The 25422-nt window shown below is 62.8% G+C and carries 21 protein-coding genes, 2 tRNA genes and 2 pseudogenes; 12 read left to right on the top strand and 13 right to left on the bottom strand.

The annotated features are described in order from the left end of the window. From EN955_RS23445 to EN955_RS23435, 3 genes and pseudogenes are all read left to right on the top strand, one after another. A pseudogene (locus EN955_RS23445) lies at positions 1-379 on the top strand (ATP-dependent Clp protease ATP-binding subunit ClpX); the annotation flags it as partial. A gap of 306 nt (positions 380-685) precedes the next feature. After that, a complete protein-coding gene (gene lon, locus EN955_RS23440; RefSeq protein WP_013532189.1) occupies positions 686-3097 on the top strand; it encodes an endopeptidase La in 2412 nt (803 codons plus the stop codon). Positions 3098-3395: 298 nt separating this feature from the next. Then, on the top strand, positions 3396-3668 hold the full coding sequence (locus tag EN955_RS23435; RefSeq protein WP_006201846.1) for an HU family DNA-binding protein: 273 nt from the start codon (positions 3396-3398) through the stop codon (positions 3666-3668). Positions 3669-3812: 144 nt separating this feature from the next. Here the strand turns inward: EN955_RS23435 and EN955_RS23430 are convergent, their stop codons facing one another. Continuing rightward, positions 3813-4835: an aldo/keto reductase gene (locus EN955_RS23430; RefSeq protein WP_024504592.1), complete on the bottom strand. Its 1023-nt coding sequence runs from the start codon at positions 4833-4835 to the stop codon at positions 3813-3815. A gap of 179 nt (positions 4836-5014) precedes the next feature. Here EN955_RS23430 and EN955_RS23425 point away from each other — a divergent pair, with 179 nt between their 5' ends. Both EN955_RS23425 and EN955_RS23420 read left to right on the top strand, forming a co-directional pair. After that, positions 5015-5581, top strand: coding sequence for an SIS domain-containing protein (locus EN955_RS23425; RefSeq protein WP_024504591.1), 567 nt, complete (start codon positions 5015-5017; stop codon positions 5579-5581). Positions 5582-5584: 3 nt separating this feature from the next. Next, positions 5585-6328: a creatininase family protein gene (locus tag EN955_RS23420; RefSeq protein ID WP_024504590.1), complete on the top strand. Its 744-nt coding sequence runs from the start codon at positions 5585-5587 to the stop codon at positions 6326-6328. Positions 6329-6366: 38 nt separating this feature from the next. Here EN955_RS23420 and EN955_RS23415 read toward each other — a convergent pair whose 3' ends face one another. The 3 genes from EN955_RS23415 to EN955_RS23405 form a co-directional block, all read right to left on the bottom strand. After that, on the bottom strand, positions 6367-7284 hold the full coding sequence (locus EN955_RS23415; RefSeq protein ID WP_024504589.1) for a carbohydrate ABC transporter permease: 918 nt from the start codon (positions 7282-7284) through the stop codon (positions 6367-6369). 26 nt (positions 7285-7310) lie between these two features. After that, positions 7311-8432, bottom strand: coding sequence for a sugar ABC transporter permease (locus tag EN955_RS23410; protein ID WP_024504588.1), 1122 nt, complete (start codon positions 8430-8432; stop codon positions 7311-7313). An 88-nt stretch (positions 8433-8520) separates the two neighbouring features. Then, positions 8521-10185: a sugar ABC transporter substrate-binding protein gene (locus EN955_RS23405; protein WP_013532183.1), complete on the bottom strand. Its 1665-nt coding sequence runs from the start codon at positions 10183-10185 to the stop codon at positions 8521-8523. A gap of 289 nt (positions 10186-10474) precedes the next feature. Between EN955_RS23405 and ugpC the strand changes: the two genes are divergently transcribed. From ugpC to rbsK, 3 genes are read left to right on the top strand one after another with little or no spacing between them, the layout of a single operon-like run. Continuing rightward, on the top strand, positions 10475-11533 hold the full coding sequence (ugpC, locus tag EN955_RS23400; protein ID WP_024504587.1) for a sn-glycerol-3-phosphate ABC transporter ATP-binding protein UgpC: 1059 nt from the start codon (positions 10475-10477) through the stop codon (positions 11531-11533). Positions 11534-11554: 21 nt separating this feature from the next. Continuing rightward, entirely contained in the window at positions 11555-12007 is a 453-nt protein-coding gene (locus EN955_RS23395) for an RbsD/FucU family protein (protein ID WP_013532181.1), read from the top strand. Between the two features lie 4 nt (positions 12008-12011). Further along, a complete protein-coding gene (gene rbsK / locus EN955_RS23390) occupies positions 12012-12941 on the top strand; it encodes a ribokinase (protein ID WP_024504586.1) in 930 nt (309 codons plus the stop codon). 144 nt (positions 12942-13085) lie between these two features. Here rbsK and EN955_RS23385 read toward each other — a convergent pair. Then, positions 13086-13162, bottom strand: a tRNA-Asp gene (locus EN955_RS23385). A 216-nt stretch (positions 13163-13378) separates the two neighbouring features. Between EN955_RS23385 and EN955_RS23380 the strand changes: the two genes are divergently transcribed. Further along, a tRNA-Val gene (locus EN955_RS23380) sits at positions 13379-13454 on the top strand. Here EN955_RS23380 and EN955_RS23375 read toward each other — a convergent pair. The 6 genes from EN955_RS23375 to EN955_RS23350 form a co-directional block, all read right to left on the bottom strand. After that, positions 13442-14125 (bottom strand): GNAT family N-acetyltransferase, encoded by a 684-nt coding sequence (locus EN955_RS23375; protein WP_024504585.1) that lies wholly within the window; start codon positions 14123-14125, stop codon positions 13442-13444. The genes EN955_RS23380 and EN955_RS23375 overlap by 13 nt on opposite strands. After that, the gene (locus EN955_RS23370; RefSeq protein WP_013532178.1) at positions 14122-14892 is read right to left on the bottom strand and encodes an SDR family NAD(P)-dependent oxidoreductase; all 771 of its coding nucleotides are present in this window, start codon (positions 14890-14892) and stop codon (positions 14122-14124) included. Before EN955_RS23370 ends, EN955_RS23375 begins: the two co-directional genes overlap by 4 nt. 13 nt (positions 14893-14905) lie before the next feature. Continuing rightward, positions 14906-15901: an ABC transporter permease gene (locus EN955_RS23365; RefSeq protein WP_024504584.1), complete on the bottom strand. Its 996-nt coding sequence runs from the start codon at positions 15899-15901 to the stop codon at positions 14906-14908. A 146-nt stretch (positions 15902-16047) separates the two neighbouring features. After that, the gene (locus EN955_RS23360) at positions 16048-17088 is read right to left on the bottom strand and encodes a sugar ABC transporter substrate-binding protein (protein WP_013532176.1); all 1041 of its coding nucleotides are present in this window, start codon (positions 17086-17088) and stop codon (positions 16048-16050) included. 39 nt (positions 17089-17127) lie between these two features. Next, positions 17128-17892, bottom strand: coding sequence for an ATP-binding cassette domain-containing protein (locus tag EN955_RS23355; RefSeq protein ID WP_013532175.1), 765 nt, complete (start codon positions 17890-17892; stop codon positions 17128-17130). Beyond that, positions 17889-19055: an ROK family transcriptional regulator gene (locus EN955_RS23350; RefSeq protein WP_024504583.1), complete on the bottom strand. Its 1167-nt coding sequence runs from the start codon at positions 19053-19055 to the stop codon at positions 17889-17891. The genes EN955_RS23355 and EN955_RS23350 overlap by 4 nt, the downstream gene beginning before the upstream one ends. A gap of 222 nt (positions 19056-19277) precedes the next feature. On the opposite strand from EN955_RS23350, the gene EN955_RS23340 reads away from it, so the two are divergent. Both EN955_RS23340 and EN955_RS23335 read left to right on the top strand, forming a co-directional pair. Further along, a complete protein-coding gene (locus tag EN955_RS23340; protein ID WP_024504582.1) occupies positions 19278-20456 on the top strand; it encodes a M24 family metallopeptidase in 1179 nt (392 codons plus the stop codon). After that, a complete protein-coding gene (locus EN955_RS23335; RefSeq protein ID WP_024504581.1) occupies positions 20443-21672 on the top strand; it encodes an amidohydrolase in 1230 nt (409 codons plus the stop codon). The genes EN955_RS23340 and EN955_RS23335 overlap by 14 nt, the downstream gene beginning before the upstream one ends. Positions 21673-21721: 49 nt before the next feature. On the opposite strand, the gene EN955_RS23330 is transcribed toward EN955_RS23335, so the two are convergent. Together EN955_RS23330 and EN955_RS23325 are read right to left on the bottom strand one after the other, a co-directional pair. Further along, complete coding sequence (locus EN955_RS23330; protein WP_024504580.1) at positions 21722-23026, bottom strand: M23 family metallopeptidase; 1305 nt, start codon at positions 23024-23026, stop codon at positions 21722-21724. A gap of 150 nt (positions 23027-23176) precedes the next feature. Beyond that, complete coding sequence (locus tag EN955_RS23325; RefSeq protein WP_023810305.1) at positions 23177-23644, bottom strand: peroxiredoxin; 468 nt, start codon at positions 23642-23644, stop codon at positions 23177-23179. Between the two features lie 95 nt (positions 23645-23739). Between EN955_RS23325 and EN955_RS23320 the strand changes: the two are divergent. Further along, a pseudogene (locus EN955_RS23320) lies at positions 23740-25422 on the top strand (hypothetical protein); the annotation flags it as partial.

Genomic DNA, 25422 nt, shown 5'->3' with positions numbered 1-25422 from the left:
CATCCCTGAGTTTGTCGGCCGTCTGCCGGTCCTGGCGACGCTGGAAGATCTCGATGAACCGGCGCTGATCCAGATCCTGACCGAGCCGAAGAACGCGCTGGTCAAGCAGTATCAGCGGCTGTTCGAGATGGAAAATGTCGACCTGACCTTCCATGAGAACGCTCTTTCGGCGATCGCCAAGCGCGCCATTGAGCGCAAGACCGGCGCGCGCGGCCTGCGTTCGATCATGGAGGCGATCCTGCTCGACACGATGTTCGAGCTTCCCGCACTCGAAGGCGTGCGCGAAGTGGTGATTTCGGAGGAGGTGGTGACCGGCAGTGCCCGGCCGCTCTACATCTACTCCGAGCAGAAGGAAAAGAAGGGCAATGTCAGCGCCTGACATGAGCCCGCAGCGAAATTCTGAAACGGCGCCGCAAGGCGCCGTTTTGCTGTCGCACAGCGGTTTTGCGCGGCGTACGGGCTGGCGTCGCAAATGTGTCACTCGCGGACGGGTTGGGAGTGCGGATTTGGACACGCCCCTTGATCTTTGGGGGTCGTGCATCCAACTAACTGGAGAAGGCCGAGGTGCCCGATTTCTGTGCTGTAAAACTCCCGTCACAAACGGTGGTAGGCGGAACGATCCCCGGTCGTTAATATAAGATTCGCGGTTGGCTCAATTAGCGGCCGCGACATGAAAGGTTGGACAATGGCCAAAGTATCCAAGGCACCCAGCGACGGCGTCTTCGCAGTTCTCCCACTGCGCGACATCGTGGTGTTCCCGCACATGATCGTTCCGCTCTTCGTCGGGCGTGAGAAGTCGATCAAGGCGCTGGAAGAGGTGATGGGTCAGGAAAAGCAGATCCTGCTTGCCACCCAGATGAATGCCGCCGATGACGATCCCGAGCCCGATGCCATTTTCGACATCGGCACGCTCGCCAATGTGCTGCAATTGCTTAAGCTGCCCGACGGCACCGTCAAGGTTCTGGTCGAAGGCGCTTCGCGTGCGAAAATCGTCTCGTTCACCGACCGTCCCGATTTCCACGAGGCCCGCGCCGCGGCGCTGGTCGAGCCGGAAGAGGAAGAGGTCGAGGTTGAGGCGCTGGCGCGTTCGGTCGTCACCGACTTCGAAAATTACGTCAAGCTGAACAAGAAGATCTCGCCCGAAGTGGTGGGTGCTGCCAGCCAGATCGACGACTACTCCAAGCTCGCCGACACGGTTGCCTCGCATCTCGCCATCAAGATCCCCGAGAAGCAGGAGATGCTGGCCACGCTTTCGGTCAAGGAGCGGCTGGAAAAGGCGATGGGCTTCATGGAAGCCGAAATCTCCGTCCTGCAGGTGGAGAAGCGCATCCGCTCGCGTGTCAAGCGCCAGATGGAGAAGACGCAGCGCGAGTACTACCTGAACGAGCAGATGAAGGCGATCCAGAAGGAACTCGGCGAAGGCGAGGACGGCCGCGACGAGGCCGCCGAGATCGAGGCGCGCATCAAGAAGACCAAGCTCTCCAAGGAGGCCCGCGAAAAGGCGGAAGCCGAGTTGAAGAAGCTCCGGACGATGTCGCCGATGTCGGCTGAATCGACGGTCGTGCGCAACTATCTCGACTGGATCCTGTCGATCCCGTGGGGCAAGAACTCCAAGGTCAAGCAGGACCTGGCTTTCGCGCAGAACGTGCTCGATACCGACCATTTCGGCCTCGACAAGGTCAAGGAGCGCATCGTCGAGTATCTCGCCGTGCAGAGCCGCCAGAAGAAGCTGAAGGGGCCGATCCTGTGCCTCGTCGGCCCTCCCGGTGTCGGCAAGACCTCGCTCGGCAAGTCGATCGCCAAGGCGACTGGACGCGAGTTCATCCGCATGGCGCTGGGCGGCGTGCGTGACGAGGCCGAGATCCGTGGCCACCGGCGCACCTATATCGGCTCGATGCCCGGCAAGGTCATCCAGTCGATGAAGAAGGCCAAGAAGTCCAACCCGCTCTTCCTGCTCGACGAGATCGACAAGATGGGCCAGGACTTCCGTGGCGATCCGTCATCGGCGTTGCTCGAGGTCCTCGATCCGGAACAGAACTCGACGTTCATGGACCACTACCTCGAGGTCGAATACGATCTGTCGAGCGTCATGTTCGTGACGACGGCGAACACGCTGAACATCCCGGCGCCCTTGATGGACCGCATGGAGATCATCCGTATCGCCGGCTACACCGAGGACGAGAAGATCGAGATCGCCAAGCGGCACCTGATGCCTAAGGTGATCCGCGATCACGCGCTGCAGCCGAAGGAGTTTTCCGTCGGTGAGGACGCGATCCGCGCCATCGTCCAGACCTACACCCGTGAAGCGGGCGTCAGAAGCCTGGAGCGCGAGCTGATGAAGCTCGGGCGCAAGGCGGTGACCGAGATCCTGAAGACGAAGAAGAAGACGGTGAACATCACGGCGGCGAACCTCGCCGATTACCTCGGTGTTGAACGCTTCCGCTTCGGTCAGGTCGAGGCTGACGATCAGGTCGGTGTCGTTACCGGACTCGCCTGGACGGAAGTCGGCGGCGAGCTGCTGACGGTCGAAGGCGTCATGATGCCCGGCAAGGGCCGCATGACGGTGACCGGCAATTTGCGCGACGTGATGAAGGAATCGATTTCGGCGGCGGCCTCCTATGTCCGCTCGCGCGCCGTCGATTTCGGCATCGAGCCGCCGCTGTTCGACAAGCGCGACATCCACGTGCACTTGCCGGAAGGCGCCACGCCGAAGGACGGCCCGTCTGCAGGTGCTGCCATGGCGACAGCTATTGTGTCGGTACTGACGGGTATTCCGGTCCGGGCGGATGTGGCGATGACCGGCGAGATAACGCTTCGCGGCCGCATCCTGCCGATCGGCGGGCTCAAGGAGAAGCTGCTCGCCGCACTGCGCGGCGGCATCAAGAAGGTGCTGATCCCGGAAGACAATGCCAAGGATCTGGCGGAGATTCCGGACAATGTGAAGAACGGCATGGAGATCATTCCGGTCTCACGTGTCGGCGAGGTGTTGCGCCACGCGCTGGTGCGTATGCCGGAGCCGATCGAATGGGTCGAGCCGGTCAATCCGCCGGCTGCGACAGACAGTGCCGACGACGCTGGAAAGTCCCTGGCGCATTAGAGCGCCGGGCGTCCATCTGGACGCACAAAGGACGCTCTAACGCCCAGACTTGCGCATGGCCCTTGCCGCAAACCGGCTACGGTTTTCGGGGCCATGCGTTGGTTTTCGTCGAGGTTGCAGCGCACAAACGGAGAGCCGGGCCTGACGCCCGGCTTTTTCATGTGAAAAACCCCGGAATTCCGGGCTTTTTCCGCTTTTTTCCTGCCTTTTCGACTTGGTTGCGGGAGCGCTTCTTTCTAAAGTCCGTTTCCTGCCGGATGAGTCGATAGTTCCGGTGTTCTCATGGAAGGGAATTTTTATGAACAAGAACGAACTGGTGTCCGCTGTCGCCGACGCCGCGAGCATTTCGAAGGGTGACGCGCAGTCGGCGGTCGATGCGGTATTTTCCGTGATCACCGGCGAACTGAAGAAGGGCGGCGATGTCCGGCTTGTCGGCTTTGGCAATTTCACCGTGTCAAAGCGTGCCGCCTCGACCGGCCGCAATCCTCAGACCGGCGCCGAAGTGAAGATCCCGGCGCGTACCGTGCCGAAGTTCTCGGCCGGCAAAGGCCTCAAGGACGCAGTCAACTAAGCGTTTTTTCTTTTCAGAGACCTCAGAAAAGCCGGGCTTGCCCGGCTTTTCATTTTGGTGCCCTACGTTGGTTCATGCGACCAGAAAAGCCGGGCTTGCCCGGCTTTTCATTTTGGTGCCCGACGCTGACGCGACGCGGCCGGCTTATGCGGTCGGCGCATCAGTGCGCATAAGACCTTCCTCCTTGAGATCCGTCCAAAGTGCTGCGGGCAGTTTCGCATCGAGCAGCGAGCGATTGCTCTCGACCTCGCTCGGCCGTTGGCCACCGGGGATCACCGAAACGACTGAAGGATGCAGCAGCGGGAATTGCAGGGCGGCCTCGATCAGCCTGACACCATGACGCTTGCAGACGTTCTCGATCCCGGCGACCCGTTCGAGTATGTCCTTCGGCGCTTCGGAGTAGTTGTAGTAGGCTCCGGGCTTCGGCCCTGTTGCGAGGATGCCGGAGTTGTAGGGTCCGCCGAGAACGATGCCGATGCCGCGTGCCTGGCAGAGCGGCAGGAAGGACGTCAGCGCCTCCTGTTCCAAGAGCGTATAGCGCCCGGCCAGCAGGAACAGATCGAAGTCGCCGCGCTCAGCCAGCGTCTGCGCGACCTGCCATTCATTGATGCCGCCGCCGAACGCCTTGATCACGCCCTGGTCGCGCAGCGACAGCAGGCCGTAATAGCCCGAGCGCATGAACTCCTCGATGCGCCGGTCGGAGGCTTCCTTGCTGCCATGCGTGAAGATGTCGACATCGTGCACGAAGAGTATGTCGATCCGATCGACGCCGAGGCGCTCAAGCGAGGCTTCGAACGAGCGCATGACACCGTCATAGCTGTAGTCGTACACCTCGCGGCGTGATGGCGTGTCGAAGAACTTGCCGATGCCGGTGCGCTCTTCGGGCGGGCAGGCACGCATGATGCGGCCGACCTTGCTCGACAGCACATAGTCAGCGCGCTTCTTACCGCGCAGGAACGGGTTGAGCCGCGTTTCCGAGAGGCCGAGCCCATAGAGCGGCGCGGTGTCGTAGTAGCGGCAGCCGGTCGCCCAGGCGGCCTCCAGCGTGGCGTTGGCGTCCTCGTCGGAGACGGCACGGTAGAGATTGCCGAGCGGCGCCGCGCCGAAGCCGAGCTCGGTGAAACTGATGCCGCCATTGCCGATGCGGTCGAAATGCCGTGTCTTCATATCCTGCTGTTTGCCTCGCCTGATTTGTCTGACATGACACTATCACGCCTGTGATCAGGCAAAAGCATAGCTGCGCGTTGGACACGCATTTTCGCGGTTGCTAGCATGAACGAAATCAAGCTGTTCGTGGCAGCAAGAGCGGGCAAATACCAAGGTGATTTTTCAATGGCGGGTTTGCGGTGAGCGACAAGAGCAAAAGCCTGTTCGAGACCGCACTTGAGGAGCTGGGTGGCGTGCTGGCACGCATCGACGAAAGCCGGATCGACGCCGCCTGCAAAATGCTGGCCGGCGCGCGACAGATCGTCGTCTATGGCTGCGGCCGCGAGGCCTTGCAGGTCAAGGGTTTTGCCATGCGGCTCTACCATTTGGGCCTGCCGGTTTCCGTGGTCGGCGACATGAACACGCCGCCGCTGGGGCAGAGCGATGTCTTCCTGGTCAGTTCCGGGCCGGGAGAAACCTCGACCGTGCTGACCCTGATGCAGGTCGCGCGCCAAGCAGGTGCAACCAATCTCCTGCTGACCGCCCAGGCCGAAGGCAGCGCGGCAAGGCTTGCCGACTTCACGCTGCTCATTCCCGCGCAGACCATGGCCAACGATCAGGGGGCGCAAAAAACATCGGTCCTGCCGATGGGCTCGGTGTTCGAAGGCGCGCTGTTCCTGCTGTTTGAGGTGATGGTGCTGAAGCTTAGGGAATTGACCGGCGCGTCGCCCGAAGCCATGCGCGCCCGCCACACCAACATGGAATAGATCATGCGCTATGAACTGATGCTGCCACACCAGATCCGCAGGGCGATCGCCGAGAATTGGCCGGTCGCTCTGCCGCTCGGCGTGCTGGAATACCATGGCGAGCACATGGCCGTCGGCATGGACACGCTGGCCGTCATCAAGACGCTGGAGCTGTTCGAAAAGGAGAAGGACGTCGTCATCCTGCCGCCCTTCTACTACGGTGCGGCAAGCTATGCGGTGGCGCCGCCGGAAGGCAGCGGCTCGGTGCAGGTCGGCGGCAACGCGCTGGCGCCGTTCGGCGAGGAACTGTTCTACAGCCTGCTGCGCATCGGCTTCCGCAACATCCACGCCATTATCCACCACCAGACCGAGAACTTTGTCGCCGGCATGCCGACCGATCTGGCGTTCAAGGCCGCCGGCCGCCAGGCGATCTTCCGCTTCCTCGAAAAGGAGCGCGGCGAGGGCTGGTGGGGGTCGCAGGCGATGGCGGACTATTATTCAGGACACGCGGCGGGTGAAAATTTCTTCAACTGGGTGCAGGTGCATCCGCTGATGTCGGCTGACATGAACGGCAAGTACCCGTTCGACCATGCCGGCATCGGCGAGACCTCGCTGATGCTGGCGCTATGCCCGGAGGCTGTCGATGCCAATCACTTCGCCGACAATACCGGCTGGTATACGGCGAGTGCCAAGGACGCCTCGGCCGAGCTCGGGCAGAAGGGCGTGGCCATGATCATGGATCATCTGCGGATGATTCTAAGGCCCTAGCGCGGTTCTTCCTTCTCCCAAGGTAAGAGGGCGCCATGCTACTTCACCGCGCCCGCGGTCATGCCCATGATCAGATAGCGCTCCAACGCGATGCCAATGACGGCGAGCGGCGCGATGGCCGCCATCGCTAGTGCCGCCATCGACCACCAGTTGATGCCTTGCGAGCCGGTCTGGCTCGCCACCATGACGGGAATTGTCTTGGCGTCGGTCGAGGTCAAAAGGGCGGCGAAGAAATACTCGTTCCAGCACAGCACCATCGCCAGGATGAAGGCGGCGACCATGCCCGGCAGCGCGATCGGCATGACGATGCGGAAGAACGCGCCCCAGATCGACAGCCCGTCGACAAGGGCGGCTTCCTCGAGCTCGACCGGGATCGAGTTGAACTGGTCGCGCATGATCCAGATGACGATCGGCAGCACCATCAGCGTGTAGAGCAGGATCAGCCCGATGCGCGTGTCGAGCAGGCCGACCTCGCGGTAGAGCACCAGGAAGGGCAGCGCCAGCACCACCGGCGGCAGGATCAGCTGCGACAGGAAGAAGAACGAGATGTCCTCGTTCTTGAACCAGGCGAAATGGTAGCGATAGCGGGTGAGCCCGTAGGCGGCGAGGCTGCCGATGATGATGGCGAGGCTCGACGCGCCGACCGAGGTGATCACCGAATTCATGAAGCGCTTGAGGAACTCCTCGCGCACGGTCGAGGTCTGGAAGATCGAGTCCGGCGACAGGCCGAGCGAACGCCAGCCCTTCCAGTCCGGCTGGAAGTCGACGAAGGGGATGAGATGGCCTTGCGTGACGTCGACTGCGGTCTTGAACGAGGTCGTGATCGTCCAATAGATCGGGAACAGGCAGATGAACGCCCAGAAGGCCAGCGCGCCATAGATGAAGACGCGGCTGGCGAGGAAGCTCGCCGGCGAGCGGATCTCCGAGGCGACATATTCGGTGGTCTGAACGCTCATCGGGCTCAATTCACCCCCATCTTGCTTTAATTGACATTGCGGACAAAACGGTTGGCAAATTTCAACAACCACGTGACGAACACGACGATGATCACCAGATAGGCCATCGCCAGCATGGTTCCGTAGCCGACATTCGAGCGGTCGCGGTATTCGCGGTAGATGAAGCTCGACACGGAATCGGTGGCGCCGCCGGGGCCGCCGGACGTCACGGTGATGATGATGTCGGCAAGCTTCAGCTTGAAGATGATGCGCAGGACCACCGCCGTCACCGACACCGGCAGCATCAGCGGGAAGGTGACCTGCCAGAAGGTCTGCCACGCATTGGCGCCGTCGACGCGTGCGGCTTCGAGCACCTCGCGCGACATCGCCTGCAGCCCGGCCAGCAGCATGATCATCATGAACGGAATGAAGGTCCAGGCATCCAGTATCATGATCGATATGCGCGCGATGATCGGATCGGAGAAGAAGGCGGGATTTTCCCAGCCGAGATGGCGCGCCAGCGTTGCGGCCGGTCCGAACCTGTATTCCATCAGCGATTTTCCGATCATCCACGACACCGCGACCGGCGACAGCATCAGCGGCATCAGGAAGACGACGCGGAAGAATTTTCGCGCCCGGATCTGGGCATTGAGGAGCAGCGCCAAGCCGAAGGCAATGACATATTCGACCGCCACCGCCAGCACGTAGAGCACCATGTTGAACAGCGCGTTGCGGTAGTAGGGATCGCCCAGCATCTGCCAGAAATTGTCGAGCCCGTTGAACCGGCGGCCGCTGAAGGAACTGAGGTTCCAGTCGGTGAGCGCGATGTAGAAACCGAACAGCGTCGGGAAGATCACCATGGCGATGGTGAACAGCAGCGCCGGCAGCAGAAACAGGGCACGCTGGCCGTCTTCGCCGCGCGTCAGCACCTGGCCGACACCGATCGCCACGCCCCACAGCACATAGGCATAGACGACGGGGCGCCAGGTCTCGAAGCCGATCGTATCGGGGCTGCCCTTGTAGAGGATCTCCAGCACGATCGTCGCCAGCAGGCCAAGCGTCGCAACGGCCATCAGCGCCCAGCCAAGGCGTTTACGGCCTGGAGAGATCAGATCGGAAGTGCCGGCATCTGCCGGCCACGGGTTCGCGGTCGATGTCTGGTCAGCCACAAATCTCGCCCGTTTGAAGGCTCTCGAGGAGCCGGAGCCTGTCTAAAGTGGTCCGGCGTTGCCGCCGGACCACGGTTCATAGGCCAGCCTACATGCCGAGCGAAGCTTTGTAGAGCTTGATCTGGTTGTCGCGGCCGATCTGGTCGGTCAGCTTCTCCCATGCCGCCGCGATGGCGTCGGCGCCTTCCTGCGCCTTCATCTTGCCCGCGAAAGTGTTGGCCAGGATGTCCTCGGCGGCGCTGTAGTACTGGAAGATGCCGGGGATGCGTGGCTCGATCGCCGCGTTCGGATGGTTGTAGCTGTCGGATTCCGATTTGAGGTAGGAGGTGATGAAGGCCTCGTCGTAGCCGGCCGCCACCCATTCGGGAATGTCGAAATGCGAGTTGCGGTAAGGCTGGAAGCCCGACGGATACATCGCCGTCCAGATCGACAGGTCCTTGCCGCCGAGATGGGCTGCAGCGGACCATGCCGCCTTCTTCTTCTTTTCGTCGGCATCGACGCGGGCCATGACATAGACGCCCCAACCGAGATAGGCGCAGTTGGGCGCATAGTTCGGGCCGCTGGCGAGCTTGTCCCAGGCGCCGGTCTTCGCATTGTAGACATCGTCCGAGCCCGGCAGGATCGAGAAGCCGGTGACGTCGCCGACGACGGAAGAGTCGTTGGTCTTGACGTTGGAGCCGACGTCGCCCCACCAGGTGACCATCGAGCCGGTGCCGGCCAGGAACTGCTGGAAGGCGGTCGTGTTCGGATCGGCGTTGATCTGGTCGGCGGGTTCGGAGGGCAGCGCGTCGATGACGTCCTGGATGGCGCGCACCCAGGCCGGATTGTTGACGCGCGGCTTCATCGTGTCGGCGTCGAACAGCCAGGCCTTGTCGTCGGGGTGCTTGGCATAGGCGGTGGCGCGGCTGCCAAGGAAATAGAAGCCGAAGCCGCCCCAGGGCTTCGGCGCGTCGAGATAGCCATAGACGTCCTGGTCCTTGAGCTTCTTGCCCTTCAGGAACTTGGTCACCGCCTGAACCTGCTGCCAGGTCTTCGGCACGCCCCATTCACCTTCGCCGCCGCCGTCCTTCCAGGCCTTGGCGAGGTCGGCATCGGCGAACACGTCGGTGCGGTAGTTGAAGTTGTGCGCGTCGCCGTCGACGGTCACGCGGTATTGCTTGCCGTCCCAGGTGCCGACCGGCGGCTTCAGATAGCTGACCAGATCGTCGAAATCGATCTGGGTCTTGACCCAGTCGGGCATTTCCGACGTCAGGCCCTTGCCGCAGACATCGCCTTCGAACGGCGCGCCCATTTCGATGATGTCGAAGTCGACGGTCCCGGTCGCGATCGACTGCTGCAGGCGGGCGTTGTAGTCGGCCTGCGCCAGGTCGATCCAGTTGATCTTGGCGCCGGTATAGGTCTCCCATGGCTTCAGGAAGCCGCGGAACAGCACATTGTGCAGGTTCTGGTTGTTGAGACCCATGAAGGTCAGCTCGACGCCGGCGAATTCGCCTTCCTTGACATTGGCCTTGGTGGCTTCGAGGCAGAGTTCACCGACCTTCTGGAAATCGGCGTCCGTCGGCTGGCCTTTGCCGACGCCGGGGATCTGCAGGATTTTTGTGCGCAATTCGCTTGCCGCGGAGGCCGGGCGCGTCAAGGCGCCAAGTCCGGCGCCGGATGCGGCTGCGATCGCGGCCATGCTTGCCGCACCCTTCAATATGTCGCGCCTTGTGGCGCCGGCTCGAACCAGTTTGTCGTAAAGACCCGTTCTCATCGCCTATTCCTCCCAGAACATCAGTGTGAATAAATCGGCCAACTGTCGGACGCCGGAGCGCCAACGATGCTCCCGTTTCGGAAACGAATTAGGCAGGACCCCACCCTGCGTCGATTGAAGTTCCGATTGCGGATCGGGCACCGACATTTTGACCAGCGCCTGCCACTATTCTCACAACCCAACGCCGTGTCAACGAGAGCGGGTTTTTATCTATAAGGGACCGACTTGCCCTGGCAGGTCGCGTTGGTTAGCTTCTGCGCCTACGGCTAATGGAGCCGATGGGGGAGACATGGCGCAAGTCGCGATCAGCAAGGTGGCCAAGGCCTTTGGAACGGTCAAGGTTCTGCACGAAGTCAGCGTCGACATCGCAGACGGACAGTTCGTGGTGCTGGTTGGCCCCTCGGGTTGCGGCAAGTCCACGCTGCTCAGGATGGTGGCCGGGCTGGAGACCGTCTCCGCCGGCACGATCGCCATCGGCGACCGCGTCGTCAATCATCTGCCGCCGGCCAAGCGCGACATCGCCATGGTGTTCCAGAACTATGCGCTCTATCCGCACAAGACGGTCGAGCAGAACATGGCCTTCGCGCTCAAGCTCAGGAAAACCGATCCGGCCGTGGTCGCCGAGCGGGTCAAGCGCGCCGCCGACATCCTCGACCTCAACCCCTATCTGAAGCGCTATCCCCGCCAGCTTTCCGGCGGCCAGCGCCAGCGCGTGGCCATGGGCCGCGCCATCGTGCGCAATCCGCAGGTGTTCCTGTTCGACGAGCCGCTGTCCAATCTCGACGCCAAGCTGCGCGTGCAGATGCGCACCGAGATCAAGGAACTGCACCAGAGGCTGAAGACCACCACCATCTACGTCACCCACGACCAGATCGAGGCCATGACCATGGCCGACAAGATCGTTGTCATGCGCGACGGCCGCATCGAGCAGGTCGGCGCGCCGCTGGAACTGTTCGACCGCCCGGCCAACCTGTTTGTCGCCGGCTTCATCGGCTCGCCTTCGATGAACCTGCTCAAGGGCACCATGCGCAAGGGCGACAAGCCCGGTGTCGACATCGCAGGCACGCTGTTCCCGATCGGATCGGGCAATGCCGCGCAGGACGGTCAAGCGGTCGTCTATGGCGTGCGACCGGAGCACCTCGAGATCCATCCCGACGGCGTGCCGGCGAAGATTTCGGTGGTCGAGCCGACCGGCTCGGAAACGCTGGTGTTCCTGCGCTTCGGCGAAGGCGAGATGGTGGCGCTGTTTCGCGAGCGCCACGACTTCAAGCCGGGCGATACGCTGAAGCTGAAGCCAAGGCTCGACCAGATCCATCTTTTCGACGCAGAGACCGGCAAGCGTCTCTGATCCCAACTCACGAGGAATACCATGCTCAAAGGCATCAACCCGCTGCTCAATGCCGACGTGCTGCAGGCATTGCGGGCAATGGGGCATGGCGATGATCTGATCATCGCCGACACCAATTTTCCGTCCGATTCGGTGGCGCGCCAGACGGCGCTCGGCCGCGTGCTGCGCATCGATGCCTCGGCCGCGCAAGTGGTCAAGGCGGTGCTGTCGCTCTACCCGCTCGACACGTTCGTCGACGATTCGGCCGCGCGCATGGAAATCGTCGACAAGCCGGACGAGATTCCTGCAGTGCAGAAGGAAGTGCAGAAGGAAGTCGATAAGGCCGAGGGCAAGTCGTGGCCGATGATCGCGGTCGAGCGCTACGCCTTCTACGAGCGCGCCAAACAAGCCTATTGTGTCATCCAGACCGGCGAACGCCGCTTCTATGGCTGCTTCGCCTTCCGCAAGGGCGTCGTGCCGCCGGATGCGGAGTAGCGGCATGGCTTCGGGCAAGCCGGTCGTCATATTGGGTGTGTTCGTCGCCGACACCGCCTACAGGGCGCAGCGGCAGCCGCGCATGGGCGAAACGATCCTCGGCACATCCTTCGCGCTGGGTCCCGGCGGCAAGGGCTCGAACCAGGCGGTGGCCGCCGGCAAGCTCGGCGCCGACGTCACCTTCCTCACCCGCCTCGGCGTCGATCCCTTCGCCGACATGGCCAGGCAGACCTGGGCGCAGGCGGGCGTCAAGGATGCCGTCATCGATACGCCGGAAAGCTACACCGGCGCGGCCTACATCTTCGTCGAGGAGACGACCGGCAACAACGCCATCATCGTCAGCCCCGGTGCTGCCATGCTGATCTCTCCAGCCGATATCGAAGCCAATGCCGCATTGATCAGCAATGCCGGCGTCTTTGTCACGCAGCTCGAACAGCCGATCGAAGCAGCCATGCGGGCGTTGGAGATCGCGCGTAGGGCAGGGGTGACGACGATCCTCAATCCGGCCCCTGCGGCAAAGCTTCCCGACCGCATCTACACGCTCTGCGACTACTTCACACCCAACGAGACCGAGACGGAGGAACTGACCGGGATGAAGGTGTCCTCGGTCGACGAGGCGCGAGCGGCCGCCGACAGTCTGCTCAAAAAGGGGGTCGGCACAGTCATCGTCACGCTCGGCGACAAGGGCGCGCTTTTGCACTCGAAAGATCGCTCCGACCACGTTCCAGCCGTCAGCGCCGGCCCGGTGGTCGAAACCACGGGGGCAGGCGATGCCTTCAATGGCGGGCTTGCCGCTGCACTTTCGAGGGGCGTGGAGCCGCTGCAGGCGGTGCGCTTCGCTTGCGCCGTCGCCGGAATCTCGGTGACCCGGCCAGGAACTGCGCCATCCATGCCGACGCTGCAGGAGGTCGAGGCGCTGCTGGCGAGAGGATGATCTTGCGCGGCAAGACGTCTGCACGGGCCGAACGGACCTGAGTGACCTCAGGTCTCTTGGACCTCAGGTCCTTGCAAGACAACATTTTTGACAATCAATGTCGACATTTCTCCAAAGCCAAGGGCTTGATACCCTTGAGAGAAATGGCGCGAGTGACGGGGCTCGAACCCGCGACCTCCGGCGTGACAGGCCGGCACTCTAACCAACTGAGCTACACCCGCGCATGGCGAACACGTGTCAGCCGTGTTCGTCGTTGGGGCGCTGGATAAGGGGTTCGCCACCGGGTGTCAAGCGCACCAAACCATCATAACAGCAAACAGGAGAAGGTTTTTTGACAGCCGGCGTTTTGTTGGCAAAACCGGCATCCAACCAGGGCGTCCTGCGCTCATTTGGCCTTGCGAAGCGGACCCTGACCGCTTAAAGGTCCGGCCCGGAGCGGGCGATTAGCTCAGTTGGTAGAGCGCTTCGTTTACACCGAAGATGTCGGCGGTTCGAGCCCGTCATCGCCCACCATTCACACGATCTCCGGTGCGCACGATCTCCGGTGCGGTTGTCAGCCGTTTGGCGACATAGATGCTGTGGTCCGGCAATCCCGGCTCCCGCAACACTGCGAATCCGATGGCCCTGTAGAAGCGCAGCGCGTTGTGATTGTCCGGCATCACTTCGAGGCAAAGCCCGCGTGATCCGAGCGCGGCGAGCCTTTGCTCGAGAAAAGCCATTGCCCGCCGGCCGATGCCTTTTCCACGCGCTTGCGGCAACAGGTCGATATGACCGTGCGAAGGGTAGGCAGCCAAGGCCGGCGGAATGGTGAAGTCGCGATGATGGATCTGGTGGCGAGCCCAGTCGCTGCCGCTCCAGCGTGCGCGGTCGGGTCCGGGATCGGTCACCTGCGCGCGAAGGCGCGGATACCACTTTGCGGCCAAGCCGGCATTGAAAGCCTTTGTGTCTTTTGCACCCAGCAGATAGCCCGCGGCGCCCGTTGGCCCATCGACGATGAAGGCGAGGTCGGGCTCCAGCACCTGGTAGGGGATGGTGTAGATCTGGCCCAACAGATCCGGAGCGTCTTCGCGACCGGTTGCATCCTGGCCGGCATCACCGGTCTTGAGGCAGATCATGGCAAGTGCTGGATGGTCGGCCTCGGTCGCCTGGCGCAGGAAGAAGCCATCGCCGAAATCGATGATCATGGCGGAACGAGCCGGAAATCGCTGCCTTCGGGCAGCAACTGCCCACCATCGACGACGATGGTCGTGCCGGTGATGTAACTGGCATCGTCCGAGGCGAGGAACAGGAAGGCATTGGCGACGTCGCGCGGGCTGCCGAGGCGGCCAAGCGGGATGGAATCCTCCATGTTCTTGATGAACGCCTCGCCGCGATGCAGCTCGATCGCTTCGGTCAGGATGTTGCCGGGCTCGACGCCGTTGACGGTGATGCCGTAGCCGGAGAATTCCAGTGCCGCGGCGCGGATGAAGCCGTTGATGCCGGCCTTGCTGGCCGAATAGTGGCCATGGCCCGGGCTGGTGACATGCGGACCGGTGATGGAGGAGGTGTAGAGCATGCGGCCGAAGCGTTGCGCCTTCATCGGCACCAGGGCCGCGCGGCTGGCATTGAAGGTGCCGCGCAGATTGACCGCCATGACGCGGTCCCAGTCGTCGGCGCTGGTGTTCTCGATCAGCTGCCAGGGATAGATGCCGGCATTCTGCACGATGATGTCGAGACGGCCATGCTGCTTCAGCGCCAGCGCCACGGCGGCCTCGGCGTCGCTCATTTGCGAGATGTCGGTGCGGATGAAGGGGACGCCCAACTCGCCAGCGGTCGCTTGCCCGGCCTCGACTTCGGTGTCGGCGAGCACCAGCCGCGCTCCCTCTTCGGCAAAGCGGAGCGCAATGCCCTTGCCGATGCCGCGGGCGGCGCCGACGATGAGCGCCACCTTGTCTTTTAGCCGTCCTGTCATGCGAGCCGTCCTGTCATGCGAGTCTTTGGCGAATGGTTTGCTTGAAGGCGTCGAGCAGCACCGCGGCCAGCACCAGCAGGCCATGAATCACCTGGGTGAAATTGGCCGGCAGGCCCATCAAATTGATCGCCGTGTTGATGGCCGAGAGCAAAAGCACGCCGGCATAGACGCCGGGGAGGGTGCCGACGCCGCCTTTGAGGCTGACGCCGCCGATGACGACCGCGGCGAAGGCGTTGAACAGCAAGCCGACGCCGAGATTGGCGGTGGCGCCCGACGTGCGGATCGCCAGCAGCCAGCCAGCGAGGCCGGCGATGGCGCCGGCGAGCACGAAGGCGATGATGAGATTGCGGTTAACCCGGATGCCGGCGCGGAAGGTCGCCGTCTCGTTGCCGCCGATCATCACCAGATGCCGGCCGAACGGCGTCTTGGCCATGATCAGCGAAAAGACCACGAAACAGCCAACCGCGATCCAGGCGGTGAGCGGCAGGCCGACAAGGCGCTGGATGCCGAACCAGCGGATGGCCGGCGCCAGGTCCTGCGCCGAGCGGCCGCCCGACACGACCAACACGAGGCCGCGCACCCAGATGTACGACGCCAGCGTGATGATGAAGGCGCTCATCTTCACCTTGACCACCAGATAGCCGTTGAAGGCGCCGATGAGACCGCCGACTGCCAGCGCCAGCAGCAGCGAAACCGAAACCATCAGCCACTCGGGATGCAGCTGCACGCCCATGCCGATGCCCGACGAGCAAAACAGGATGCCGACCGCCATGGCGCTGAGCGCTGCGACGGATTCGACCGACAGATCCATGTGACCGGCGATGATCACCAGCGCCAGGCCGATCGACATGACGCCGAGCACGCTCGAAGCCTCGATGATATTGGCGAAGATGCCGAGCTGAAAGTAGTTCGGGACGAAGATGGAGAAGACCACCAGCACGAACAGCAGCATGAACCAGACGAGGTTGTCGAGTACGAACTCCAGGGCTTTGCGTGTGCGCGGGTTCATGGGTTGATCCGGTTGGCGCCCCCGCGAAATCAACTCGATTTCGTCGGGTTCAGGCGCGGATTCAGATTCGCCACGGCATCCTTTCGGACGCGGCGTTGTGAAAAGGCAGGCTCCGGGCCGCTACGGCCCGGAGCGCTTTCAGATGACTATTCGACCGACTTGACGGTGTCCGTCGGCGGCTTCTGGTTGCCCCAGAAGGCCGGATTATCGACGTTTTCCTTGGTGATCGCTGCACCGGGGATCTTGATGTTCGGACCCCAGGCTTCCTTGGTCACGGTCGATTTCAGGCCGAGCACGTCGTATTCGCCGGGCTTGATTTCCTGCTTCTTGACGATCTTGTCCATGAACATGGCGACAGCCGCGGCCTGCGCGTAAAGCGGCTGCTCGATTTCGGCGTTGAGCCAGCCCTTGCGGATCAGGTCGAGGCCGACCGGAGCGCCGTTCGAGCTCATCAGCATGACGTCGCCCGGCTTCTTGCCGGCCGCCTCGAGCGAGGCGACGGCGGCGACCGATAGGTGCGCGGCATGGCTGAAGATCAGGTCGATGTCGGGGTTGGCCAGCATCTGGTCGGCAACGATTGTGCCGGCATTGCTGGCTTCCCATTGCATGGCCGGAAGCGAGATGATCTTGACGTCCGGAAATGCCTTCATCTTCTCCTCAAAACCCTTCTGGATGTCGAGCGTGTAGGGATCGCCGGGATCGCCGAGCACCTGCAGAACCTTGCCCTTCACCGAGCCGTTCTTGGCTTTCAGCAGCTTCTCGGCCTGATCCGCGGCGACGTAGCCGATCTCGACCGTTCCGGCGACAGAGGTGAAGTCGGACGGGGTCGAGGTGATCTGGCGGTCGAACTCGACCACCGGGATGCCGGCGGCGCGCGCGGCTTCGATGGACGGTTTCAGCGCATTGAAGTCGACTGCAGCCAGGATGATGGCCGCCGGCTTCAGCGCGATGACGTCGTTCATCTGCGATTGCTGGGCGTCGGTCTTGTTGTCGGCGTTCAGCGTCTTCATCTCGTAGCCGGTCTGCTTCAGGAACAGTTCCAGCGCGCTCACCGAGCCGGTCTGGAACTCGTCCAGCAGGGTCGGCACCATATAGTAGACGATACCCTTGGACTGGGCGAATGCCGGCGTGAGCGTGGCAAAGGCCAGTGCAAGGATACCGAAGACAGCAAGAAGTATTCGCTTCATGTCGTTCGCTCCTCTTAAGCCGGACCCCTCTTTTGTCCCTCAGCCTGTCGGTCCGGCACCGGCAAGCGTCTCACCGGTGATCATGTTGATCACCGCGTCGGGACTTGTTTTATTGCGTGCGACATCGCCGGCCACGACGCCCTGGCGGATCACCACGATCCGGTCGGCGACCTGAAAAGCCTGCTGCATGATATGGGTGATGATGACGACGCCGATGCCCTGATTGGCCACCTGGCGGATCATGTCGAGACCGCGCCGCGTCTGTTCGACACCGAGGGCGGCGAATGGTTCGTCGAGCAGCACCAGCTTGCCGCCCCAGTGCACAAAGCGGTTGAGTTCGATGGCTTGCCGCTGGCCGCCCGAAAGGTGCTCGACATTGGCGCGCAGCGAGGGAATGCGGGTGCCGGCATTGGCCAGCGCCTTTCCGACGACGGCTTCCATGGCGCGCTCGTCAAGCACGGGAATGCCGAGAAACTTGCGGGTGATCTCGCGGCCCATGAAAAAATTGGCGACCACGTCGACATTGGTGCACAGCGAGAGATCCTGGTAGACGGTCTCGATGCCGGCCGCCTTGGCCTCGGCCGGTGATTTGGCGAGGAATTCCTTGCCCTCGAACAGCATGCGGCCCGATGTCGGCTCCAGTCCGCCTGATATGATCTTCACCAGTGTCGATTTGCCGGCGCCGTTGTCGCCCAGCAGCGCCACGACCTCGCCCTTGCCGATCGAGAAGCTGATCCCCTTGAGCGCTTCGATCGCGCCATAGTTCTTGGTCACGTTGTCGAGCACCAGCAGGGGTTCACTCATGCCGCAATCTCCCTGCCTTTGAGAAGGTCGCGCTCGCGTTCGCGTTCGGCCGCGAACATCTGCCCGAAGCGAGGTGACAGAACCCCGGAAACCGCCAGGGCGGCGGCGCCCCGCAGCACGGAATGCTGTCCGCCGCGCGCGACCACGACCCTGGGCGTCGTGCGGTCCTTGCGGGCCGAGACGGAGTTGTGCAGGCCTGCGGCCGAACCAGCCAGCATTTCGAGCAGGTCGGTGGATGCCAGCCCGCCGAGGATGACCGTCTCCGGGTCGAACAGGTTCTCGATGACGGCGACGGCGTTGTGAAAGATCGGCGCGACTTCGGCCACCCATTCGGCCTCGCTGCCGTTCCAGCGCCGGAGCGCCTCGAGCGACAAATATCTTTCGAGGCAGCCGCTGTTGCCGCAAGGGCAGGCTTCGCCGCCGGGAATGACGGGAATGTGTCCGATCTCGCCGGCATTTCCCCAGGCGCCGCGCAAGGCGCTGCCGTCATGAACCATGACGCCGCCAAGGCCGACGCCGAAATAGAGATAGTAGTATTCGGAAAACTGGGCGCCGAGGCCATAGAGGCGCTCGCCCATGGCGGCCGCGGCCATATCGGTTTCAAAGAAGGCCGGCAATCCGGTGGAGGCCGCCAGCCGTTCGCGCAGCGCCACGTCCTTCCAGCCGGTCATGGTGGTCGGCCCCACGAAACTCATGGACTCCACGTCGAAGGGGCCGGGCAGGGCCATGCCGACGCCCAGCACCCGTCCGCCAGCCCGCAGTCTGGTCAATTCCACCACCATCGCCCCGATCAACTCGAAGGCGTGGTCCGGCGTCGCGTTCGGCGCTTCGCGGTAGATGCTCTCGATCACGTCGCCGCTCAGATTGATCAAGGCGGCGCTGATACCAAGCGGGGTGATGTGGATGCCGACGGCATAGCCGCCCTCGGGGTTGATCCGGAGCGTCGCCGGCGGCAGGCCGCGCCCCTTCGGCTCTTCGCGCAGCGACAGGATGTAGTCCTGATCTTCCAGTTCGCGAACGATGGTCGATACGGTCTGGACGGTGAGGCCGACGCGCCGGGCGATCTCGCCGCGCGCGATCGGCCCGTGCAGGCGGATGGACTCAAGCACGATGCGCCGGTTGTATGGCCGCCCGAACTCCTGATTGGTCCCCCGCAGTGCCATGCCTTGCGCCCCTTAGGAGAGGATAGCTTGGCACCGCTTATTTATTCAGTCAAATGGAATTCAAAAATAAATGATAGTGAAACACAAATCTTGGGAAGGCCGGGTATGGACGTACCCGGTTCAGGACCTGCCCACACGCCGCCCTGGCCGATTGCCGCCATGGCGAAACCTCTTCAATGGTGAGCGAACCCGCGACCGTTGATGACAAAGCATGGAGCAAAGATGATCGAATTGCCGTTTGCCCGCGACGAGTACCGACAGCGGCTTCGCAAGATCCGCACCGAGATGGCCAAGCGCGGTCTCGAGCTTCTTGTCGTCAACGACGTTGCCAACCAGCATTACATCACCGGTTATGACGGCTGGTCGTTCTACACGCCGCAAATGGTGCTGGTTCCAATCGAGGAGGTCGAGCCGGTCTGGATCGGGCGCGCCATGGATGCGGCCGGCGGTCTTCTGACAGCCTGGATGAAACCGGAAAACGTGGTCGGCTTTCCGGAAGACCATGTCCAGCGAGGCGATCGCCATCCCATGGACTGGATTGCGAACTGGATTGTCGCCAAGAGCTGGGGGAGTCGCCGTATCGGCATCGAACTCGAAGCCTATTATTTCTCCCCCAAGGCGCACGCCCGGCTTGTCGCCGGACTTCCCAATGCAAAATGGCACGATGCCGACCTGCTGGTGAACTGGATCCGGGCGGTCAAATCGGCGCCGGAGATCGCCTATTTGCGCAAGGCATCGACGCTCGCCGAAGCTGCCGTCACGCGAGCCTTCGAGGTGATCGCGCCGGGCGTTCGCGAATGCGACGCCATCGCCGCCATCCAGGCGGCGCAGATCGCGGGCAGCCCGGATTTTGCCGGCGACATCACAGCACTTCCGCCGACAATCCTCGGTGGCGAGAATGCCTCGGCGCCGCACATCATGTGGAGCGATAGGCGGTTCGGAGAAAACGAGACGATTGCGCTGGAACTTGCCGGTGTTTGCCGCCGCTATGCCGCCGGCCTCGCCAGGACCATGCAGCTTGGCAAGACGCCGACAAATGTCTCGGATACCGCCAAAGCGGTGATCGAGGGCATGGACGCGGTGCTCAACGCGGTCAGGCCGGGAACGACTGCCGAAGCGGTCGAAGCTGCCTGGCGCAAGGTCATCCAGCGTTATGGACTGAAGAAGGAATCGCGCATCGGCTACTCCATCGGCGTCGCCTATCCGCCGGATTGGGGCGAACACACGATCAGCCTCAGGCCGGGCGACAAGACGGTGCTTGAACCGGGCAACGTCGTTCATTCCATCCTTGGCATGTGGATGGACGGCTGGGGCATCGAGGTCAGCGAGACCATCCTGGTCACCGAAACCGGCCACGAGACCCTGACGAAGTTCCCGCGAGAGATCCATGTCAAATCCTGAGGGTTCGGCCACGGCGGGTGGTGTTGCGAAAACCGTGACGACCGATATCGACGCCGGAATTCTCGACCGGATGATCGAGGTCCGTCGCCATCTGCACCGCAATCCCGAGCTTTCGAACCAGGAGGCCGGCACGCAGCGTTACCTCAGGCAGATGCTGGTGGATCAGGGAATCGTCGACATTCGCGACGTCGCCGGCTTTGGCCTTGCCGTCGATATTGTCGGCGCCGGCAGGCCGTCAAATCGAAAGATCGCCATTCGCGCCGACATCGATGCCTTGCCGATCGAGGAGGAGTCCGGTGTCGATTATGCATCGACGAATCCAGGTGTGATGCATGCCTGCGGTCACGACGCCCATGCATCGATGGCTTTCGCGGTGGCCGCGCATCTTCACCAGTCGCGGGACAGTTTTGGCGGTACCGTTCGCCTGATCTTCCAGCCGGCGGAGGAGGACGAACCGTCGGGCGGCAAGCGGGTGGTGGAAGAGGGGCTTCTCGACGACATCGACGCCGCCATCTGCGTCCACGTCGATCCGTACACACCGACCGGCAAGATCGCCGTCGGCTCCGGTCCCTACACTCTGGCCTGTGACACGTTCGATGTGGCCGTCATCGGCTCGGCGGCACACGCGGCGAAACCGCATGAAGGTGTCGATGCGTTGGCCGTGGCTTGCTCCCTGGTGAGCGAATTGCAGAAGATCGTTTCGCGCGAGACCGATCCGTACGATCCGCTGGTGATTTCCGTCACGGCCATCAATGGCGGCAACGCATATAATGTCACCGCCGGCAGGGTCACGTTGAAAGGCACCATCCGCAGCGGCAGCGATGCAACCCGCGAGCGGGCCTGGCACCGCGTTCGTACGATAGCCGCGGGTATGGCGACGAGCCACGGCGCGCGTGTCGAGGTCGACATCCACAAGGGCGAACCCGGCGTCGTCAACGATGTCGAGATGACAGAGCTGATTGCCGCCAGCGCCAAGGCCTGCATCGGTGCCGACAACGTCCTCAACACGCCCGGATGGACGATCGCGGACGACTTTGGCTACTACAGCGAGAAACGTCCTTCGGTCTATTTTCGGCTGGGAATCCGGAACGAGGAGATCGGATCGGTCTTTCCGCTCCATCACGCCCGGTTTCGTATCGACGAGGCCGCGTTGAAGGTCGGCGCGACCACCTTGGTTGCGGCAGCGACGGCGTTTCTGTCGACGGGAGGCCCTTAGTCAGCCATCATGATGGTCATCGGCGCATGGGGCAGGAGCCTGGGATCGCTTACAGATACTGGGCGACCTTCTTGCCGACCGTGAGGAAGCGCAAGGGATCGATCGCTTCGCCATTGTGGCGGACTTCGTAGTGCAGATGCGGGCCGGTCGAGCGGCCGCTGCTACCGGTCTTGCCGATGACGGCGCCGGCGTCCAGTTTCTCGCCGACGGTCACGTCGATCTCGCTGAGATGCCCGTAACGTGTCGCAAAACCATTGCCGTGGTCGACTTCAACCATGCGGCCATAGCCGCCGTTCCAGCCTGCCTTGGTGACGGTGCCGGGCGCCGTGACTTTTGCGGCCATGCCGATCGGCGCCCTGAAATCCATGCCGGAATGCAGGGCGGCGGTGCCAAGGAGAGGGTCGGTGCGCACGCCGAACGGGCTGGTGACGGAGTGACCCGGAGCCGGATTGGTCAGCGGCAGCTGGCGCGCTTCTTTCTTGAGATGGTCGAGCGCGTCCAGCGCTTCGTCCAGCTCCTTGACCTTGCTGTCGAACATCATCGAACTGTCGAGCGGGATCAGCGGTCCGCCGACGTCGCTGTCGCCCTTGCCGAAGTCGCTGTCGACGGGCAGTCCGGCCGCCTCGAGCGCCTGGGTGATGGCATCGGCGCTCTTATAGGCATTGTCGGCAAGCGTGCTGATGCGGGTCAGTTGATCGCTCTCGATGGATTTCAACGACTGGTTGATCGAGACGAAGAGCTTGTCGGCACGATCGGCGGCTGAATCATTGGGCAGCGGATCGGAGCGGGTTGACCACAGCGAGAACGGCCTTGTGTCGCCGGCGCCGAGATCGGCGCTCAGGCTGGCGACCGCATAATTCCGCGCGGGCTCTTTGATGCTGCCGGTCACTTCGGCGCGTTTGTCCGGCTTCGCAGCCGCTGCCGGATCTTCGGCCGGCGCTGCGCCGACTTCGCTCTCGGCGCGTTCGAGCAGCGGACCAAGGCGGCCATGACGCTGGCTCAGCTGGCTCTGGCGTTCAAGCAGTTCGCTGACCTTGGTTTCCATCAGCTGCTGGTCGAGCAACTGCCGGCTGGTGATGCGGTCGACCTGGGCGCGAAGCGCCGAAATGCGATCTTCATAGGCTTGCTGCATGCGCGCCTGACGCGCCGTTGTGGCGCCGATCAAATCGTCGCGCAGCACGAGATAGGAGGTGGCCATGAGGTAGCCGACGGCAATGGCGGCCAGCGCCGAGCCGATAAAGGCCGCCAGCCACGGTCGGATCGTAAAATGCCTGATCTCGTTGCCCCGGGCGATGATGACCGTATGGGGCTCCTTACGCTTGCCGAAGACTGCGGACTGACCGGTTGCGTTCACGGGACCAAGCTTTCGTTTACGACACCACGACAGCTTGATTACACATTATTAGGGTTAACAAAGGCTTGCAGCGATAGCTTGCTCACAGCGATTGCCCGCCAGGCGTGCGTAAGGTTGCAAGGGAACCTGGGCCAGCCTCGCCGGCAAACCTCAAAGCGCTCGAACGGCCTCGAGTACCTCTTCGGCATGGCCCTTGACGCGGACCTTGCGCCAAATCCTGGCGATCCGTCCGTCGCGGCCGATCAGGAAGGTCGCGCGCTCGACGCCCATATACTTGCGGCCATACATCGATTTCTCGACCCACAGATGGTAGGCCTCGATCACTTTGCGCTCCTCGTCGGCGGCGAGGTCGATGGTGAGATTGTATTTCGACTTGAACTTGTCGTGCTTCTTGACGGGGTCGGGCGACAGGCCGATCACCACGGCGCCGGCCTTCTCGAACTCCGGCTTCAACTGCGAGAAGCTGATCGCCTCCTGCGTGCAGCTTGTTGTGTCGTCCTGCGGATAGAAATAGAGCACGATGGGCTTGCCGGACGATGCGGCAAGGCTGACCGATCCGCCGCCGTCCCGCGGCAGGTCAAATTGCGGCGCAAGATCGCCTACGTCGAGGTCAGCCATACCGATGCCCTTGTTTGAGGTTACGCGCGAAGCCACACCGATATAGTGTCGGACGGGGATTCGTCCACGATCGAGTTCGTACAACGGAAAATTGCGTGGATCAGGAGCGACCGCAGCACGAGAAGATCCGGTTCAGGCGTGATGAGATCACCGACCTGGGGACCTTTCCGTCCGCCTGCCGTGTGCCGCCGCTTGGTCAGGCGTCGATCGGACGCGGTTTTCGCATCCTGTCGCGACTGTTCGCCGGTCTGGTCGCTTTCGTGCTGCTGGCCGCCGTGCTCGTTTATCTGGTTGGCGCCTCCGGCATCGGAGCCGACCGGCTTCGCGCCGAGGCGGAAACGGCGCTTGAGAAACTGGCGGGCGTCGATGTCAATGTCGCGGTCGGGCCTGCCCGCATCACGCTCGACGGTTCGAGTTTCATCGCGCTTCAGGTCAGCGACGTCAGCTTGAAGACATCAGACGGCAAGCCGATGGCCGATGCCGGCCGCGTGCGCTTCGGCGTGCGTCTGTTCCCGCTGCTGTGGGGAGATGTGCGGCTGACCAGCGCCAGGATCTCGGATGCCCGCATCGTCGTGGCGGCGATGCCGTCAGGCGGCGACTGGACCGCCGGCCTGCGCAATGCGGACGGCCTCATCGATCCGGAGAAGCTGTCCGCCGCGGTGTTCGGAAACATCAACCACGCACTCGATGCCGTGCGGGAGGATTCGCTGCGTCGCATCGATCTTCGCAATGTCGAATTCGTGCTGCCCGAAACCGGAGCGATCAAGCTCGTCAAGATCACCGACGCCACCGTCGTGCAGTCGGGACCGGGCGGCATGCAGTTTTCCTCGAAGGCAGACATCGACGGCAGGACGCTTACGGTTGCCGCTACCGCCACCCGTGATATCGCGGCGCACCGGGTCACGGCGCTGGATGCGAGCGTCGATCTGGCCGACACCGGCGCGGCCGCTGCCGGCAAGTTGGGACCCGTCGCGTTGAAGCTGACGGGATCGGAAGGGTTCGGCGTGAACGCATCGCGGCTGACGGCCGCTTTGTCATCGACGGGCTCTGTCCTCGATCTCGGCACGCGAGGATTGCTGCCGGCGGACGTCGATATCAATGCGACGCTGGTTGCTGGCAGCAACAAGGTCCAGGTCGACAGATTGCTGCTGAAGACCGGCCGCTCGACATTCGATTTCGCCGGTTCGATCGGGCCGAAGCCGGCAAGCGGAGCGGTGGGTGAAGAGCCCTCCTATCGCTACGACCTGACCAGCGACGGATCGTCGCTTGCGCCTTCGGAGTCGCCCGAGCCGGCGCTCACCTTCCTCGCCCGGATCGCCGGTGTCTACAACACGGTGAGCCACAAACTGGTCGCAGAGCAGATCGCGCTTCGGTCCGCCGGCTCCGGCGAGGTGCTTGGCACCGCCGCCGTGGCGTTCGTCGACGGCAAAGTGCCGGGGATCAATCTGGCGTTCAACATCCACGACATGCAGGTCTCTCACGTCAAGCAGCTATGGCCGTGGTTTTCGGCGCGCAATGCCCGGCTGTGGGTGCTGGCAAATCTGTTCGGCGGCCGTGTCGTCGACGCCAACCTTCAGTTCCAGGTGGTGCCGGGCCGGCTCGGCAACGGCGTGCCGCTTTCGGCCGATGAGGTGTTCGGCCGCTTCCAGATCGAGGGATCGCGATTCGACACCGCCGGCCGCATCCCGCCGATACGCGACGCGGTCGGCGTCGTCGGTTTCCACGGCAACGATGTCGATATCTCGCTCTCCTCGGGCACCGTCTACATGCCCAGCGGC

The sequence above is a fragment of the Mesorhizobium sp. M7A.F.Ca.CA.001.04.2.1 genome (genome assembly GCF_003998485.1).
Lineage (GTDB): Bacteria > Pseudomonadota > Alphaproteobacteria > Rhizobiales > Rhizobiaceae > Mesorhizobium > Mesorhizobium ciceri.
Note: the sequence above shows the minus strand (reverse complement) of the source record. Positions and strands in the feature narration are given on the sequence as shown.

Coding starts and splice junctions, on each gene's coding strand:
- lon (WP_013532189.1), top strand. CDS start 686: ATGGCCAAAGTATCCAAGGCACCCAGCGACGGCGTCTTCGCAGTTCTC.
- EN955_RS23340 (WP_024504582.1), top strand. CDS start 19,278: ATGATCGAATTGCCGTTTGCCCGCGACGAGTACCGACAGCGGCTTCGC.
- rbsK (WP_024504586.1), top strand. CDS start 12,012: ATGGCTTCGGGCAAGCCGGTCGTCATATTGGGTGTGTTCGTCGCCGAC.
- EN955_RS23350 (WP_024504583.1), bottom strand. CDS start 19,055: ATGGCACTGCGGGGGACCAATCAGGAGTTCGGGCGGCCATACAACCGG.
- EN955_RS23435 (WP_006201846.1), top strand. CDS start 3,396: ATGAACAAGAACGAACTGGTGTCCGCTGTCGCCGACGCCGCGAGCATT.
- EN955_RS23415 (WP_024504589.1), bottom strand. CDS start 7,284: ATGAGCGTTCAGACCACCGAATATGTCGCCTCGGAGATCCGCTCGCCG.
- EN955_RS23335 (WP_024504581.1), top strand. CDS start 20,443: ATGTCAAATCCTGAGGGTTCGGCCACGGCGGGTGGTGTTGCGAAAACC.
- EN955_RS23370 (WP_013532178.1), bottom strand. CDS start 14,892: ATGACAGGACGGCTAAAAGACAAGGTGGCGCTCATCGTCGGCGCCGCC.
- ugpC (WP_024504587.1), top strand. CDS start 10,475: ATGGCGCAAGTCGCGATCAGCAAGGTGGCCAAGGCCTTTGGAACGGTC.
- EN955_RS23395 (WP_013532181.1), top strand. CDS start 11,555: ATGCTCAAAGGCATCAACCCGCTGCTCAATGCCGACGTGCTGCAGGCA.
- EN955_RS23420 (WP_024504590.1), top strand. CDS start 5,585: ATGCGCTATGAACTGATGCTGCCACACCAGATCCGCAGGGCGATCGCC.
- EN955_RS23355 (WP_013532175.1), bottom strand. CDS start 17,892: ATGAGTGAACCCCTGCTGGTGCTCGACAACGTGACCAAGAACTATGGC.
- EN955_RS23360 (WP_013532176.1), bottom strand. CDS start 17,088: ATGAAGCGAATACTTCTTGCTGTCTTCGGTATCCTTGCACTGGCCTTT.
- EN955_RS23325 (WP_023810305.1), bottom strand. CDS start 23,644: ATGGCTGACCTCGACGTAGGCGATCTTGCGCCGCAATTTGACCTGCCG.
- EN955_RS23405 (WP_013532183.1), bottom strand. CDS start 10,185: ATGAGAACGGGTCTTTACGACAAACTGGTTCGAGCCGGCGCCACAAGG.
- EN955_RS23430 (WP_024504592.1), bottom strand. CDS start 4,835: ATGAAGACACGGCATTTCGACCGCATCGGCAATGGCGGCATCAGTTTC.
- EN955_RS23365 (WP_024504584.1), bottom strand. CDS start 15,901: ATGAACCCGCGCACACGCAAAGCCCTGGAGTTCGTACTCGACAACCTC.
- EN955_RS23375 (WP_024504585.1), bottom strand. CDS start 14,125: ATGATCATCGATTTCGGCGATGGCTTCTTCCTGCGCCAGGCGACCGAG.